The 15,185-nt window shown below is 64.1% G+C and carries 14 protein-coding genes; 12 read left to right on the top strand and 2 right to left on the bottom strand.

Features of this window, described 5'->3' with window-relative positions:
- Positions 1-33 precede the first annotated feature (33 nt).
- The 12 genes from PSV05_RS06225 to PSV05_RS06170 all read left to right on the top strand — a co-directional run bounded on the left by PSV05_RS06225 (position 34) and on the right by PSV05_RS06170 (position 11,372).
- Entirely contained in the window at positions 34-768 is a 735-nt protein-coding gene (locus tag PSV05_RS06225; protein ID WP_300063096.1) for an SURF1 family protein, read from the top strand.
- Positions 768-1,376 carry a hypothetical protein gene (locus PSV05_RS06220; RefSeq protein ID WP_300063156.1) on the top strand — a complete coding sequence of 203 codons (609 nt, stop codon included), beginning with the start codon at positions 768-770 and terminating at the stop codon, positions 1,374-1,376. Before PSV05_RS06225 ends, PSV05_RS06220 begins: the two co-directional genes overlap by 1 nt.
- A 15-nt stretch (positions 1,377-1,391) precedes the next feature.
- Positions 1,392-2,552 (top strand): COX15/CtaA family protein, encoded by a 1,161-nt coding sequence (locus tag PSV05_RS06215; RefSeq protein WP_300063093.1) that lies wholly within the window; start codon positions 1,392-1,394, stop codon positions 2,550-2,552.
- A gap of 4 nt (positions 2,553-2,556) precedes the next feature.
- Complete coding sequence (locus tag PSV05_RS06210) at positions 2,557-3,507, top strand: heme o synthase (RefSeq protein ID WP_300063090.1); 951 nt, start codon at positions 2,557-2,559, stop codon at positions 3,505-3,507.
- The gene (alkB, locus tag PSV05_RS06205; protein ID WP_300063087.1) at positions 3,507-4,151 is read left to right on the top strand and encodes a DNA oxidative demethylase AlkB; all 645 of its coding nucleotides are present in this window, start codon (positions 3,507-3,509) and stop codon (positions 4,149-4,151) included. The genes PSV05_RS06210 and alkB overlap by 1 nt, the downstream gene beginning before the upstream one ends.
- Positions 4,152-4,170: 19 nt before the next feature.
- Positions 4,171-5,136: a bifunctional DNA-binding transcriptional regulator/O6-methylguanine-DNA methyltransferase Ada gene (gene ada / locus PSV05_RS06200; RefSeq protein WP_300063154.1), complete on the top strand. Its 966-nt coding sequence runs from the start codon at positions 4,171-4,173 to the stop codon at positions 5,134-5,136.
- 96 nt (positions 5,137-5,232) lie between these two features.
- Positions 5,233-6,249 carry a beta-ketoacyl-ACP synthase 3 gene (locus PSV05_RS06195; protein ID WP_300063085.1) on the top strand — a complete coding sequence of 339 codons (1,017 nt, stop codon included), beginning with the start codon at positions 5,233-5,235 and terminating at the stop codon, positions 6,247-6,249.
- A gap of 1 nt (position 6,250) precedes the next feature.
- Positions 6,251-7,246: an NAD(P)-dependent oxidoreductase gene (locus tag PSV05_RS06190; protein ID WP_300063082.1), complete on the top strand. Its 996-nt coding sequence runs from the start codon at positions 6,251-6,253 to the stop codon at positions 7,244-7,246.
- Positions 7,233-8,072: an MBL fold metallo-hydrolase gene (locus tag PSV05_RS06185; RefSeq protein ID WP_300063079.1), complete on the top strand. Its 840-nt coding sequence runs from the start codon at positions 7,233-7,235 to the stop codon at positions 8,070-8,072. The genes PSV05_RS06190 and PSV05_RS06185 overlap by 14 nt, the downstream gene beginning before the upstream one ends.
- Positions 8,069-9,250 (top strand): ATP-grasp domain-containing protein, encoded by a 1,182-nt coding sequence (locus tag PSV05_RS06180; protein WP_300063076.1) that lies wholly within the window; start codon positions 8,069-8,071, stop codon positions 9,248-9,250. Before PSV05_RS06185 ends, PSV05_RS06180 begins: the two co-directional genes overlap by 4 nt.
- Positions 9,247-10,362 (top strand): hypothetical protein, encoded by a 1,116-nt coding sequence (locus PSV05_RS06175; protein WP_300063073.1) that lies wholly within the window; start codon positions 9,247-9,249, stop codon positions 10,360-10,362. The genes PSV05_RS06180 and PSV05_RS06175 overlap by 4 nt, the downstream gene beginning before the upstream one ends.
- On the top strand, positions 10,359-11,372 hold the full coding sequence (locus PSV05_RS06170) for an aromatic ring-hydroxylating dioxygenase subunit alpha (protein WP_300063070.1): 1,014 nt from the start codon (positions 10,359-10,361) through the stop codon (positions 11,370-11,372). Before PSV05_RS06175 ends, PSV05_RS06170 begins: the two co-directional genes overlap by 4 nt.
- A 3-nt stretch (positions 11,373-11,375) precedes the next feature.
- Here PSV05_RS06170 and PSV05_RS06165 read toward each other — a convergent pair whose 3' ends face one another.
- A complete protein-coding gene (locus PSV05_RS06165) occupies positions 11,376-13,355 on the bottom strand; it encodes a prolyl oligopeptidase family serine peptidase (RefSeq protein ID WP_300063067.1) in 1,980 nt (659 codons plus the stop codon).
- 78 nt (positions 13,356-13,433) lie between these two features.
- A complete protein-coding gene (gene dnaG / locus PSV05_RS06160; protein ID WP_300063063.1) occupies positions 13,434-15,164 on the bottom strand; it encodes a DNA primase in 1,731 nt (576 codons plus the stop codon).
- Positions 15,165-15,185: the final 21 nt, after the last annotated feature.

The following is a 15,185-nucleotide window of genomic DNA, read 5'->3' as shown; positions in this document are numbered from 1 at the left end:
ATGGCAGCCGTGAGTCGTCCCCGGCGTTTTGGAATGGTCATCGGCTGGGTGCTCGCCGTTGCAACCATCGTGTTGTTTGCATGGCTGGGCCGTTGGCAGCTCGACCGCATGCACGAAAAGCAGGCGAAGCTCGACGCTGCCGTGCAGGCACTGAAGCCGCAGTCGGTGCAACCGCTGCTGCTGGCCTCCAGCACGGCGCGTGCGCAAGCCTACGACTGGGCGATGGGCAGCGGTGCCATGGCCAATGCCACGCTATGGCTGGACAACCAGATCCAGGATGGCAAGCCCGGCCTGCGCATGTACTGCGTGCTGCTGCCGGATGATGGGGTGCAGGCGCTGTTGCTGGATGCAGGCTGGTGGCCGCTGGACGGCAAGCGCGACATGCCGGTGTTCGGTTGCCCGGTCGGTAGAGCACAACTGGTGCGCGGACTGCTGGCGCCACCGCCTTCCAGCGGGCTGCTGCATGGCGATGCGATGGCCGCGTCAGGTCCGCATCGTTGGCTGGCGACGCGCATCGACCCGGTTGCAATCGCAGGCGAGCTGAAACTGTCAGCAGGCATTTCCCCGCGCGTGTTGCGACTGGATCCCGCACGCAACAAGGATGATGCCGGGGTCATGCTGGTGCCGGGTGTGCGCGACCTGGTGATCCTGCCGAATACGCTGACGCCGGCTCGTCACCTGGGTTACGCGGTGCAATGGTTCGCGTTGGCCTTCACTGTGCTGGTGGTTGCGGTGGTGTTGACGTTGAAAGCATGGAAGTCCCGATGATGATGGGCCAGGATCCCGACAAGGCGCGTAGCCACAATCGCGGCATGCTGATCGCGATCTTCGTGCTGTTCTTCGGCGGCATGCTGGTGGCCGGCTTGCTGCGGTTCTCCGGCTGGCGGCCGGAGGGTTCGAAGAACAATGGCGAAATGCTGCAGCCCTATGGCGACCTGCGGGAATACGCGCCGACGCTTGCGAATGGGGTCGCGTATCGCTGGGTCGACGAGCCGCGCATATGGCGGATCGTGGTCGCGCCTCGCGAATGTGATGGCGCACGCAGTGGCGAGTGCAGAGAACTGCTGCATGAGATCGATACCGTGTGGCGGCTGATGGGCAAGGATGCAGACCGCGTGCATGTGCTGTGGGTGGGTGCTTCGCCGGCAGGTACCGCCATGCCGCGCGAGGTACATGTCGTGCGCGTCGATGCGGTGCTGCCTGCGCAACTGCCACGCGGCAAGCATGCGAATAACAAGGCCAATGCCAATCGCGCGACAGGCCATGACGCGGCCTGGTTGGTGGATCCGAACGGATTCGTGGTCTTGCGCTACGCTCCGGGCTTCGATCCGGGCGACCTGCGCACGGATCTTTCGCGACTGCTGAAGGTGAATTGATCGGCGATGAGTGGCATGACCTCGAATACCTACCAAACACTCCCACGTCCGTCGGTGTACCGGCACTTCCATCGCATTGCATGGCTGGCGGTGGCGCTGGCGGCCTGCGTGATCGTGTTCGGTGCCTTCGTGCGGCTGTCCAATGCCGGCTTGAGCTGCCCGGACTGGCCGACCTGTTACGGCAAGGTGGCATGGCCGACCGCTGCCGGGCAGGTCGTGGACCATGCCGCGATCGCGATCCGTCCAGTCGATCCAAGCAAGGCCTGGCGCGAACAGTTTCATCGCATGATTGCCGGTTCGCTTGGCGTGCTGGTGCTCATCCTGGCCTTGCTGGCCACGCGCAAGCGGCCGCAGGGTTGGCTGCAGGTCATTGGTGCGTCGATGGCAGTCGCATTGGCGATTCCGCTCTATATGCGCGGGCTGCATGGCGCGGCATCCGGGCTGGCCATTGGCGCCGAATTGCTATTGCTGGTCGGCGTGCTGCGCTGGTCGAACACGGATCTCTCCCGCGCCAGCACGCTTACGCTGGCGGTCATCATCTTCCAGGCCCTGCTTGGCATGTGGACGGTGACCTGGCTGCTCAAACCCATCGTGGTGATGGCGCATTTGCTCGGTGGCTTGCTGACGTTCTCCTTGCTGACCTGGATGGCGTGGCGCGCCACCAACCTCCCGATTCGCATTGCCGATGCTCCAAAGCTGCGCATCCTGCTGATCATTGGCATCGTTCTGCTCGCGATCCAGATCGCACTTGGCGGTTGGACCAGCGCGAATTACGCCGCATTGGCTTGTGGTCCGGAATATCCGAAATGTGCCGGCGCGTGGTGGCCCGTAACTGATTTCCGCGAAGGCTTCGTGCTCTGGCGTGGCATTGGCGTCGACTACGAAGGCGGTGTGCTCGACAACGCGGCGCGCATCGCGATCCAGCAAGCACATCGGTTGATGGCGATACTGGTATTCGGCCACTTGCTGGCGGTGTCCCTGCGCATGCTGCGCAATCCTGGCCTGCGTGGGTGGGGTGGTCTGTTGCTGGGCCTGCTGCTGACTCAAGTCGGCCTTGGCATCGCCAATGTGATGCTTTCGTTGCCACTGCAGGTGGCGGTTGCGCACAACGCGGGTGCGACCGCATTGCTGTTCGTGCTGGTGACCTTGCTGGCGCGCGTGCGGGCGCCGGACTGACGCCATGGCCAACGCAAGCCCAAATGTAAGCCCCAACCCAAGCGTGATCCGCCATTACTGGAGCCTGACCAAACCGCGCGTGGTCGCGCTGATCGTGTTCACTGCGGTGATCGGCATGTTCCTGGCGGTGCCCGGATTGCCGCCGCTGCGCGAATCCGTGCTCGGCACGCTCGGTATCTGGCTGGCTGCAGCCAGCGCGGCGGCGATCAACCAGATCCTGGATGCGCGGATCGACGCCAACATGGCACGCACTTCATGGCGGCCGCTGGTGTCCGGGACACTGACAGTGCGACAGGCGCTGGTCTTCGCGCTGGTGCTAGCGACCGCTTCGATGCTGGTGCTGGTGCTGGGCGTCAACCAGATCACCGCCTGGCTGACCTTCGCCTCGCTGATCGGTTATGCGGTGGTCTATACGAAGTTCCTGAAGCGGGCGACGCCGCAGAACATCGTGATCGGCGGCATTGCCGGCGCGGCGCCGCCGCTGCTGGGCTGGGCCGCGGTCACCAACATGCAGGGCCCGCATGATTGGGAATACGCGCTACTGCTGGTGCTGATCATCTTTGTGTGGACGCCGCCACATTTCTGGGCGCTGGCGATCTTCCGTCGCGCCGATTACGCACGCGCGCTGGTGCCGATGCTGCCGGTCACCCATGGCGTGAGTTACACGCGCTGGCAGATCCTGCTGTACACGGTTCTGCTGGTGGTCGCCACCGTGTTGCCGTGGGCGACAATGATGAGCGGTAACTTCTATCTCGCCGGCGCGCTGGTGCTGGACGCAGGCTTCCTCTGGTATGCGTGGAAGCTGCTGGATCCACCGGATGAATTCTTCGCGATGCGCACCTTCAAGTATTCGATCATCTACCTGATGGCGCTGTTCGCGTTCCTGCTGCTCGACCACTGGTTGTTGCCGTTCCTGCAGCCTGCGGCTGGCGTGGGGTTCGTGCCGGCTGGCTAATGCAGGATCTGTTCGCAGCGCAGGCGATAGGCACGCGCACGGAGCTCGGCCCGCAGGCATGTGTGCTGCACGGATTTGCATTGCCAGTTGTGCCTGCGCTGCTTGCCGACATCGAACATATCCAGCAATCGGCGCCATTCCGCCAACTGGTCACGCCGGGCGGCCGCAGCATGTCGGTGGCGATGACCAATTGCGGGCCATTCGGTTGGTGCAGCGACCGCCGCGGCTATCGTTATGATCCGCGCGACCCGGATAGCGGACGAGCATGGCCGCCGATGTCCACGGCGTTTCTGCAACTGGCCGCCGATGCCGCGGATGCGGCCGGCTTTCCCGGCTACGTGCCGGATGCCTGCCTGGTCAATCGCTATACGCCGGGCACGCGCCTGACTTTGCACCAGGATCGCGACGAGGACGACCGCGTCGCGCCGATCGTGTCGGTCTCTCTCGGCCTGCTGGCCACATTCCTGTTTGGCGGATTCGCCCGTGGCGACAAGACGCTGCGGGTGCCGCTCGCGCATGGCGACATAGTGGTGTGGGGCGGCGTGGATCGCATGCGCTTCCATGGCGTGCTGCCGGTGAAGGATGGCACGCATGAACTACTGGGCACCCGGCGGATCAACCTGACCTTTCGCAAGGTGAAATGAACGCAGCGCAGCCAGATGAATCGCAAGATCCGGAGTGTGTGCACCGGCGCGCCTCGCTAGAGTGGCGTCAGATCACCACGGTGACATCGCAATGAGCGCCAAGACGAAGCCCGATCCTTCCACCGATGTATTGAAGCGGCATGCCGCATTGGTGGAGGAAGCGTGCAGGCGAATCGAAGCCGCGCTACAGGCGCCATCGCTGGACGAGCTCGCCAGCACCGCATGTCTCAGTCCGCATCATTTCCATCGCGTGTTCAAGGCCGTCATCGGGTTGACCCCCAAGGCCTATGCCGACGCCCATCGCGCGAATGCAGTGCGCGCGCGGCTGGCAACCGGAAGCGGCAGCGTGACCGATGCGATTTTCGATGCCGGCTACAACGCCAACAGCCGCTTCTACGAACAGGCCGACGCCATGCTCGGCATGCAACCGCGTCAGTACCGCGCGGGCGGCATGGATGCACGGATCATGTTCGCAGTCGGGCAATGTTCGCTGGGTGCGATCCTGGTTGCGTGCAGCGACAAGGGCGTGTGTGCGATCGCGCTGGGCGACGATGCGGATGCGTTGCTGCACGAACTGCAGGATCGCTTTCCATGCGCGGAACTGGTTGGTGGCGATACCGCCTTCGAACGACTCGTCGCACGCGTGGTGGGACTGATAGAAGTACCTAATATCGGAATCGACTTGCCTCTGGACGTGCGCGGCACCGCGTTCCAGCAACGCGTGTGGCAGGCGCTCCGACAAATCCCGGCTGGCCAGACCGCCAGCTATGCCCAGATCGCCGAAGCCATTGGATCGCCACGTTCGGTGCGCGCGGTGGCGGCTGCGTGCGCCGCGAACACGCTGGCAGTGGCGATTCCCTGCCATCGCGTGGTGCGCAGTGACGGGGCACTTTCAGGCTATCGCTGGGGCGTGGCGCGCAAGCGCGAGCTGCTGGAACGTGAGGCGCAGCTCAGGAATCCGGATTCGCCGCAAACCCGCGCCTGAGCCGTCATGTAGCGTCGCCAGGAATCTATGCAGCCCGTGCTTGCCTCTTCAGGGCGAAGCGAACACGCTTGCTGCATCGTTTCCAGGCGTCCGTGCATGGATCTTCCGCATCTCCCTGCGATCCCGTTGCGTATTCTCGGGACTGGTGAATACGTCCCTTCGCAGCGTATTGAATCCACGTCGTTCGACCAACGTTGGGCCAAGCCGACAGGCTGGACGCAACGCCACGTCGGCATCGCCTATCGCCAGTTTGCCGGTCCGGACGAACCCGCTTCGTGGATGGCCGCGCAAGCGGCGCAGGCGGCATTGCAGCGTGCCGGCCTGCAGGCGGCGGACATGGACGCGATCATCGGCGTGTCCGGGGTGCCGGAGCAGGCCATCCCGTGTACCGCCGCCCTGGTGCAGCGCCAGCTGGGACTGCAGGGTAGCGGGATTCCCGCATTCGACATCAATGCAACCTGCCTGGGCTTCCTGGTGGCGCTGGACCTGGTGGCGTCGGCGATTGCAACCGGACGCTATAAACGCGTCTTGCTGGTCGCCGGCGAAATTGCGTCCGCAGGACTGAACTGGGACGACACCGATACCGCGGCGCTGTTTGGCGACGGCGGTGCTGCCGTGGTGCTGGCGCAAGCCGATGCAGGCGAGGCGTCATGCCTGCTTGGAACGCACATGGAAACCCATTGCGAGGGCGCCGACTTCTGCCAGATCCGGGCCGGCGGAACCCGGGTGCGGTTCGAGGACGATGTCCAGATACACGCCGCCGCGTCCCGGTTCGAGATGTCGGGGCGGGCCACCTATCGTCTCGCCGCGCAACGGCTGCCGGCATTCCTGGATCGATTGTTTGCCAACGCCGGCATCGGCCTGGAGCAGCTTGACCGGATCATCCCGCACCAGGCCAGCGTTAAGGCGTTGGATCATCTACAGGTCGCGCTTGGAATTCCGGCGGACAGATTGGTGCGGATCCTGCAGACCCATGGCAACCAGATGGCCGCCTCAATCCCGTTGGCACTACACCACGCGATCAAACACGGCGAGCTGCAGCGTGGCGAGTTGTTCGCGATGCTCGGTTCCGGCGCTGGCCTGTCGTTCGCCGGTGCAGTGATGCGTTACTGAGATGGCGCGGATCCTGGTGACCGGTGCGTCCGGTTTCATCGGTGCACATGTTGCACGGCGGTTGGCGACCGATGGCCACCGGGTCGTGGCGACCGGGCGTGATGCGGCCAGGATGCGCACGCTGGATGGCGTGGTTGCCTGCGTGATGCCCGCAGACCTGGCAGACGATCCGCTGGATGCTGTGCTTGCAGGCTGCGATGTAGTGGTTCATTGTGCGGCGCTGTCATCGCCTTGGGGGCATGTTGAAGCGTTCCGCAAGGCCAATGTCGTGGGCACCGAACGCCTGCTGGATGCGGCGCGGCGCCAGTGCGTGCGCCGCTTCGTGCACATGGGCTCGCCCAGCATCTATTTCCGTTTCCGGGACCAGTTCGACGTGGGCGAGGACTTCCAGCCGCCACGACACTGGATCACCGAGTACGCGCGCAGCAAATGGGATTCCGAATGCCGGGTGCGCGACGCGTCTGACGGCCAGCTGCAGACTGTCATCCTGCGGCCACGCGCAGTATTCGGCGAGGGCGACCGCGCGATCCTGCCGCGCCTGCTGGCATTGGCCGCGCGTGGCTGGTTCCCGCTGGTCGATGCTGGCCGCGCATTGATCGACGTCACCCACGTCGACAACCTGGCCGGGCTGGTGGCGCATTGCGTGGACGCCGATTTGCTCGGCAACGGGCGCGCCTACAACGTCAGCAATGGCACCCCGATCCGCGTGCGTGAATTGCTGGAGCAACTGTTTGATGCATTGGGACTGCACCCAAGGCTCGTCCCCTTGCCGCGCATGCCGGTGCTGGCAATCGCGGCGTTCTCGGAACGCTTGGCGCACCTGCGCAAAGGTTGCCCGGAACCGCGCCTGACACGCTACGGTGTCGGCGTGATCGGCTACTCGCAGACCTTGGACATCAGCCGTGCAACGCGCGAACTGCAGTACGCGCCGAGCATGGGGATTGATGCCGGCCTGGCTCGCTACGCGCGATGGTGGAAGACCCATGACCACGCTTGAGTGGCGGCTGTACGAAGCCGGGTATTGCACGCATCCGGAATTGGCCACGCGGCGTGGTGCGTCGCTGACGCCTTGCCAGTTTCCTGCATTGGTGGCTTTGCTGCGGCATCCCGAGCACGGTTATTTGCTGTTCGACACCGGTTATTCGGTACATTTCCTCGCGGCCACGACGCCATTCCCCGAACGCCTTTATCGATGGGCAACGCCGGTGCATCTGCAGCCCGCGCAATCGCTTGCAGCGCAACTCAAGGTGGACGGTATCGATCCTTCCGAAATTGGTTGGGTAGTGATCTCGCACATGCACGGCGACCATGTCGGCGGGCTGGCCGATTTTCCCGAGGCGCGCATGGCTTGCGCGCGCGAGGCCTGGCAAGACCTGCACACGCGTTCGAGATTCGGTGCGTTGCGAAAGGGACTGTTGCCGCGTTTGCTCGACGCGCGCGAAGCAGCGAACCTGCGCTGGTTCGAGGACTGCGAGCGCATGTCGCTGGAGGCTCCGTTCGACGGCTTCGATGATGCCTATGACCTGTTCGGCGATGGCAGCGCGTTGCTGGTTGCATTGCCGGGGCATGCGGCAGGCCACTTCGGCCTGTTGTTCCACGATGCGCACGGTCCGGTGTTTTTGATCGCCGACGCCAGCTGGTCCAGCCAATCGATCCGCGATAACACACCGCCTCCAGTGCTTGTCACCGCCTGGCTTGGCGACACCGACGCCTATCGCGCGACGCTGGCCAAATTGCATGTCCTGCAGTGCAGTGCGCCCCACGTGCGCATCGTGCCGGCGCATTGCCGCGAATGGCGGCCTCGCGTGGAAGCCGCACCATGAGCCGCACGGTGCTCATCCTTGGCGGACGTGCGCCCGCGGCACTGGAGCATGCGCGCCGCTTTCATGCGCGTGGCTGGCGGGTGCATGTGGCCGACAGCATCCCGTGCCGACTTACTGGCTGGTCAAGTGCAGTGACCGCCAGCCATGCCTTGCCGCCGCCGCGTTTCGATCCGCGCGGATTCGTCGTCGAGCTCGGGCGCATCGTGCGCGACCAGTGCATCGACTTGTTGCTGCCGACGTGTGAGGAAGTGTTCCATCTCGCGCGCCATCGCGCCGCCTTGCCACGTGAGTTGCATGTGGTGGCCGATGACTTCGACCGGTTACGCGCGCTGCACAGCAAATGGGAATTCGCCGGTCTTGCACGCACGCATGGCATGCCGGTGCCGGACAGCGCACTGATCCACACGTTGGCCGAAGCGCGTGCGTGGGCAGGTGGCCGTGGGGTGGTGCTGAAGCCGGAATACTCGCGCTTTGGCGTACACGTGCGCCTGTATCCGGCCGGCATTCCCGAGGATGCGCCCGAGCTCGCGTCCCTGGGTGCATGGGTGGTGCAGGCATTCGTCGCAGGCGACGAGCTGTGCTCCTACGCCATTGCCGAAGGCGGACGCTTGCTGGCGCATATGACGTATCGCCCGGCCTATCGGTTGAGTCGCAGTTCGAGTTACTACTTCGATCCTGTCGAGAACCCGGGTATTGGTGATGCAGTGGCCCGGCTGGTGCGCGGCATCGGCTACAGCGGCCAGATTTCATTCGATTGGATCGTCGGCAGTGATGACCGTGCAGTGGCACTGGAATGCAATCCGCGTGCTACCAGTGGCCTGCATCTGTTCGCACCGTATGTCGATGTACCGGCGGCGTTGCTGGGCGATATCGATGTAAATGGCGAACGCGACGCGTACGAAACAAGCCATGGGCGCGCACGCATGATCGTGCCGGTGATGCTGGCCGCTGGCCTGTCAGGCGCGTTGCGTTCGGGCCGGCTCGCGCAGTGGCGTGCAGACTGGAAGCGCGCCGACGATGTGATTTCGATTGCTGGTGATCGCGCGCCACAGGTGGGCGCAATGGCTGATCTCGCGTCGTATGTTCGGCTGGCCATGCAGCGTCGTTGTAGCGTGCGCGAGGCCGCAACGCGTGACATCGAATGGGATGGCGAAACGCTGCCGCCGGTGTCGCCGTGAATGCTGCCGACAATATCGATCCGGGCGACTTCGCGCTGCGTGCCGGCGCGTTCGCCGAACTCCATGCAGGGCAGGCGACCCAGGCATGGATCGCAAATGTGCATGCGCGGGTGGTGACATTGCAGACCGGCGCCGGCCCGCTGCCGGTGACCGTGCATGACGGGCAGACGGGTGATGGCTGGATCTGCTCGCCGCGCACGACCTATGCCGATTGTGCCGGTGAAGAAGCGGAGCGTTATCTGCCGCGCGCATTGGCGCCATTGGGCCGCATGCTGCCAGGCTTGCTTGGCAATGTGATCGCATGCGCGGGTCTGGATCGCGCCGCGTCGATCAACAATTGGCTGCTGTCGACCAACCTGTACCCGGCGCTCGACCTCGTGGCACTGCCGGAGCTGTTGGACGAAGCCGTTGCGCGCTGGCCGCGGCATGGGCTGTGGTTCCGTTCGCTCAATGCGTGCGATACCCCCAACTGGTTAATCGCGCTGCGCGAACGTGGCTGCCTGCCGGTCGCTACCCGGCAGGTCTATCTGTACGACCGCTTCGCAGCGTTGTCGGCGCGGCATGGCAACCTTCGGCACGACTTGGCGATGTTGCGCAAGACGCCGCTGCGGCATGCCGCGAATGACAGCATCGGCGATGCCGATTACCTGCGCATCGCCGAACTCTATGCACTGCTTTACATCGAAAAATATTCACGCGCCAACCCGATCTATGGCGAAGATTTCCTGCGTGCGTGGCATCGCGCAGGCCTGCTTGAATTCGAGGGATTCCGCCAGGCTGATGGCCGCTTGTCGGCAGTAGTGGGGCTGTTCCGCCAGGCAGATATCGCCACTGCACCGATCGTCGGTTACGACACCCACCAGCCCCGCCGAGCGGGCCTGTACCGATTGGCGACGGCCTGCGCCTATCGCCGTTGCATGGAACGCGGTTGGCGGTTGAACTTCAGCGCCGGTGCTGCCAGCTTCAAGCGCCTGCGTGGCGGTCAACCGGCGATCGAATACAGCATGGTGTTCGCGTGCCACCTGCCCAGGCGCACCCGCGCCGCGCTCAGGATGTTGTCCGCGGCGACGTGCCGGATCGGTGCGCCGCTATTGCGCAGGTTCGCGCTATGACCGACTGGCATCCAGCCTTGCACGGGCATTGGCATGCCGTGGCGCTGGCACGCGACATTGCCCGTCGCCCGGTTGCCGTGTCCCTGCTCGGCGTGCATCTCGCACTTGCGCGCACCGACGCGGGCGAATGGATCGCGCTGGAAGATCGCTGCCCGCATCGGCAAGCACCGCTCTCTGCGGGCTGTGTGGATGGCGAGAAAATTTCCTGTCCTTACCACGGCTGGTCGTTCGATCACAGCGGGCGACTGTGCGCGGTGCCCGGCTTGCCGGACGAAGCGGCGTTGCCCAAGGTTGGCGTTCGCGCGTTCGCCGCATGCGAGCGCGATGGGATCATCTGGGTACGTCCCGGCGATGCCGGCGAAGTGCAACCGAATGCGTTGGTCGAACTTGCCGATGCATCTACCCGGCGGCTGTCGTGGCGCACGCGCTTGCAAGCCAACGTGGTGGACGCGATGGAGAACATGCTGGACCCGGTGCATACGCATTTCGTGCATCCCGGGTTGGTGCGCCGCGAAGGCCGCCGGGCCTCGGTCACGGCCACCTACACCGCCAATCGCGATGGCTTCCAGGTTGATTTCGAATCCGATGCGCCGCAGTCCGGCCTTCTGTACCGATTGTTCGAATCCAGGCGCACGCTGGAGCGTGCGCATTTCGCCACGCCAGGCAGCATCCGGCTGGAATACGGCTATGCCAATGGCAGCCGCATCACGTTCGACCTGCACTTCACGCCGATAACCACCGAAGAAACCGATGTGTTCGCCTGCGTGCACGTGGCCGGGCGCTGGGCACCGGCCTGGGCCGTGCGCCTGTTGGCGGGCCCGTTGCTGCGCCGGGTAGTCGAACAGGACGCGCGCATCCTGAAATTGCAGGCCGACAATCGTCGGCGCTTCGGCCCACGCCAAGGCGCATCGACATCACTGGACATCGTGCGCCCGGCAATTGAGCACTTTTGGTCCTTCGGAGCACTCCCGGATGGCGATGAGCAGCGCGTCGTCGAAATGCGGCTGTAGGGCTCAGTTCAGCAGGTACTGCTGCCAGAACAGCATCGTCGCCGCATTGAAGTAATCGTTGTTGGCTTTCTTGCGGAAGCCGTGGCCCTCGTCGGCGAACAGCACGTACCAGACTGGCTGGCCGTTGCCACGTACTGCCTTGACGATCTGCTCGGCTTCCGACATCGGGACCCACGGGTCATTGCGGCCCTGCGCCACGAACAGCGGCACCTTGATCGTGGCCACGTTGTTGAGCGGCGAGATGCGCTCGAACACGGCGTTCATCGCCCGGTCGCGCTGGTCGTCGTATTCCGCGCGGCGCAGGTCGCGTCGGCAGCTCTCGGTATTTTTCAGGACGCTGGTGAAATTCGAGATACCGTACAGCTCCGCGCCGGCACGGATGCGGTCGCTGTAATGGGTCAGGCTGGCCAGCGTCATGTAACCGCCATAGCTGCCGCCGATCACGCCGACGCGACTGGCATCGAGGTCCGGCTGGGTGGCGATCCAGTCAAGCAGCGCGCCGATGTCCTTGACCGAGTCCTCGCGCTTGGCGGCGTTGTCCAATGACAGGTAGGTCTTGCCGTATCCCGATGAGCCGCGCACGTTGGGCACCAGCACGGCGACGCCAAGCTCGTTGGTCGTGATCTGGATATCAGTAGTGAAGACGGGCAAGGCCTGGCCCTCCGGGCCGCCGTGGATCCTGATGACCACCGGGTATTTGCCGTTCTTGGCCGGTGTTGCAGGTTTGTAGAAGAACGCGGGAATGGTGCGCTGCGCGCCATTGACCTTGTCGAAGGTTGGATAGCGGATCAGTGTCGGCGCCACGAATTTCGAGGCGTCCATTCCGCCAACTTCGCTGGCAGTCCAGCGGGTCGCGGTGGATGCCGCGAGGTCGATCACCTGCACGTCGCTGGGCGAGGTCGCGCTGTTTAGGGTCAGCGCCAGGCGCCCGCCCTCCGGCGAAAACGCCAGCCCGCTGATCACGCCAAGCGGCAACGCGGGTAGTTTGATTTCTCGATGCGAAGGCAGTGCCAGCACGTGCAACTTGCTGATGCCGTCTTCATTGCTGACGAAGGCCACGTGTTGGCCATTATCGGTGATCGAAAACTCTTCCACGTTCCACGGAATATTGGCGGTCAGGACTTCGAATTTGCCAGTTGCAGGATCGTGGAAGCGCAGCGTCTTGAATTCCTGCGGCTTGCCTTGCAGCGGTTCATCCGAGACGAAATAGACCGCCTTGCCGTCCGGCGCGAAGGTGAAGCCGCCGAACGCGGCCTTGCCGCCATCGATCGGGAACAAGGTGAGCTTGCCGCTGGCGACGTCGACCACGCTGGGATAAGACTCGGCGGCAGACACGTCCTTCATCACCAGCAACTGTGATCCATCCGGCGAGAAATCCGTCGCGCTCCAACTGCCACTGGCAGTCACCAGCACGCGTGCCTTGCCAGTGCGGGTATCGCGTACCCAGACATCGTGATCGGTGCCGTTGCGCGCGGTGCTGGTGTAGGCCATCAAGCCGCCGTCGCGGCTGAGGGTGGTGTCGCCGTTCTGGCTGCGGTCACCGTCGGTCAGCAGAGTGGTGGTACGAGTCGCGTTATCGAACCAGTACAACTGGGGAAACCCGTCGCCACCCTTGTCCTTGGCGAACACGAAGCCGTCGCGCCAAGCCTTGGCCGGCGCCGGGGTGATGCCGGCCACGGGTTCCGGGTAGAACGTGAGCTGCTCGCGCATGCCCAGCGGGTGGCAGACGCGGTGTACCTGCGCGGTCTCGGCAAAACGCGTACTGATCAGCAGGCATCCGTCGCGGGTCCATCCGGCCAGGTCGGCGCCACGGAAGTTCTGGTAGCGGTTGAGCTGGTCGAGCAAGGTCGCAGGGATTGCCGGGATGTTCTCGCTGGTGCGGTTGCCAACTGTTTCCCGCTTTATGTCAGATTGCGCGATGGCGGGCAGGGCGGTTGCGAGCGCAAGCACGAGTGCAGTGCGAAGGACGATGCGATGCGACATGCGGGGCTTACCAAGCCAGATGGAAGATGCAGCTTAGCGCGACGCGCAATCCATGCGCGGGCCAGATGTCACGCCTGATCAGGGTCGCAACCGGGCCTGCAGCAAGTCGCGCATTTCCTGTTTGTCTGCTTCATCCAGCGTGCCCTCACGATGTTGCTGTTGAAGTTCATCCACGCGTTGTTGCAGTAGCTGCTTTTCGAGTTGGGCGATGGCATCGATGAACTCGATGCGTTGCGCTGATTCTTCACCAGGTAGGGTTTGTGCCGCCAGTTTCTGCAGTGCCGGTGCTTCATCACGTTCGTTGAAATGTTCGAGCAGGGCGCCGGTGCTGATTTCGGGCCTCTCGCGCACCAGCAGTATGATTTCCGACAGCAGGTCGATGCCGGGTTGGCGCAACGCGGCAAAGCGGTACGGCGGCTGCAGTTCCAGCGCCAATGCCGGTTGATGCAGTAGGCGCAGGATCGCGCTGCGGACCAGGCTGGGCTTCTGGCTGCTACTCGCGGAAGCGCGATGTGCACGCTGTGTCGGCACATGCGTCTGTGGCGCACTGCCACGCGCGCCGACGCCGGTCAGTTCGGTCAGTCGTTGCTGCATCAGGTCGCCGAAGGCGCCATCGGGAATTTGCGCCAGCAGCGGCTTGCAGCGCTCAGCAAGGCGCGCCTTGCCGTCCAGGCTGGACAGGTTCACGTCGCTCGACAGCGAGTTGTAGAAGAACTCCGACAGCGGCATGGCTTCGCGCAGGCGCGTATCGAAGCCGTCCAAGCCTTCCTTGCGCACGATCGAATCCGGATCCTCGCCATCGGGCAGGAACAGGAAATAGCCTTGGCGACCGTCCTTCATGCGCGGCAACACGGATTCGAGCGCCTTCCACGCAGCGGCGCGGCCAGCGCGGTCGCCATCGAAGCAGAAATACACATCCGGCGCGTTGCGGAACAACAGCTCGGCGTGGTCTGGCGTGGTCGCGGTACCAAGCGTCGCCACGGCCTGGCTGACGCCGAACTGGGCCAGCGCCACGACATCCATGTAACCCTCGACCACCACGAGCCTTTCCAGCTTCGGATTGGCCTGTTTCGCTTGCCACAAGCCGTACAGTTCGCGGCCCTTGTGGAACAGCGGAGTTTCCGGGGAGTTGAGGTACTTCGGCGAGTCCTCTGGATCGATGATGCGGCCACCGAACGCGATCACGCGCCCGCGGCGATCATGGATCGGGAACATCAGCCGGTCGCGGAATTTGTCGTAGACGTTGCCACGATCGTTCTTCGAGAACATGCCGCCGCGTTCCAGCAGTTGCATGCGCCGCGGGTCGGTGCCGAGCGCATCGCGCAATGCCGAGAATCCATCGGGCGCATAACCGATCGCATAGTGCTCGACGATGCTGGCATCGATGCCGCGACCCTCGACATAGGCACGCGCCTTGTCGCTGGCCGTCAATTGCGCGCGGAAGAATCCAGCGGATGCATCGAGCACCGAATAGATGTCGCGGGTATCAGGATCGGCGTTGCGTTGCTGGGTATCGCGCGGGATTTCCATGCCGACACGCTTGGCCAGCTCATCGACCGCGTCGAGGAACTCCAGGCGGTCGTAATTCATCACGAAACTGATCGCGGTGCCGTGCGCGCCGCAGCCGAAGCAGTGATAGAACTGCTTGGTCGGCGACACCGTGAACGATGCCGACCGTTCGTCGTGGAACGGGCAGCGCGCCGCGAATTCCTTGCCCTGGCGTTTCAGTGGGACACGCGCCTGGATCACCTCGACGATGTCGGTGCGGGCGAGCAGATCGTCGATGAAGGCGTCGGGGATGCGGGCCATGCGCGCAATACTATTACTGAG

It is taken from the genome of Thermomonas sp. (genome assembly GCF_029945965.1).
Classification (GTDB): Bacteria; Pseudomonadota; Gammaproteobacteria; order Xanthomonadales; family Xanthomonadaceae; genus Thermomonas.
The sequence above is the reverse complement of the archived record's forward strand: the minus strand, read 5'-3'. Positions and strand labels throughout refer to the sequence as shown.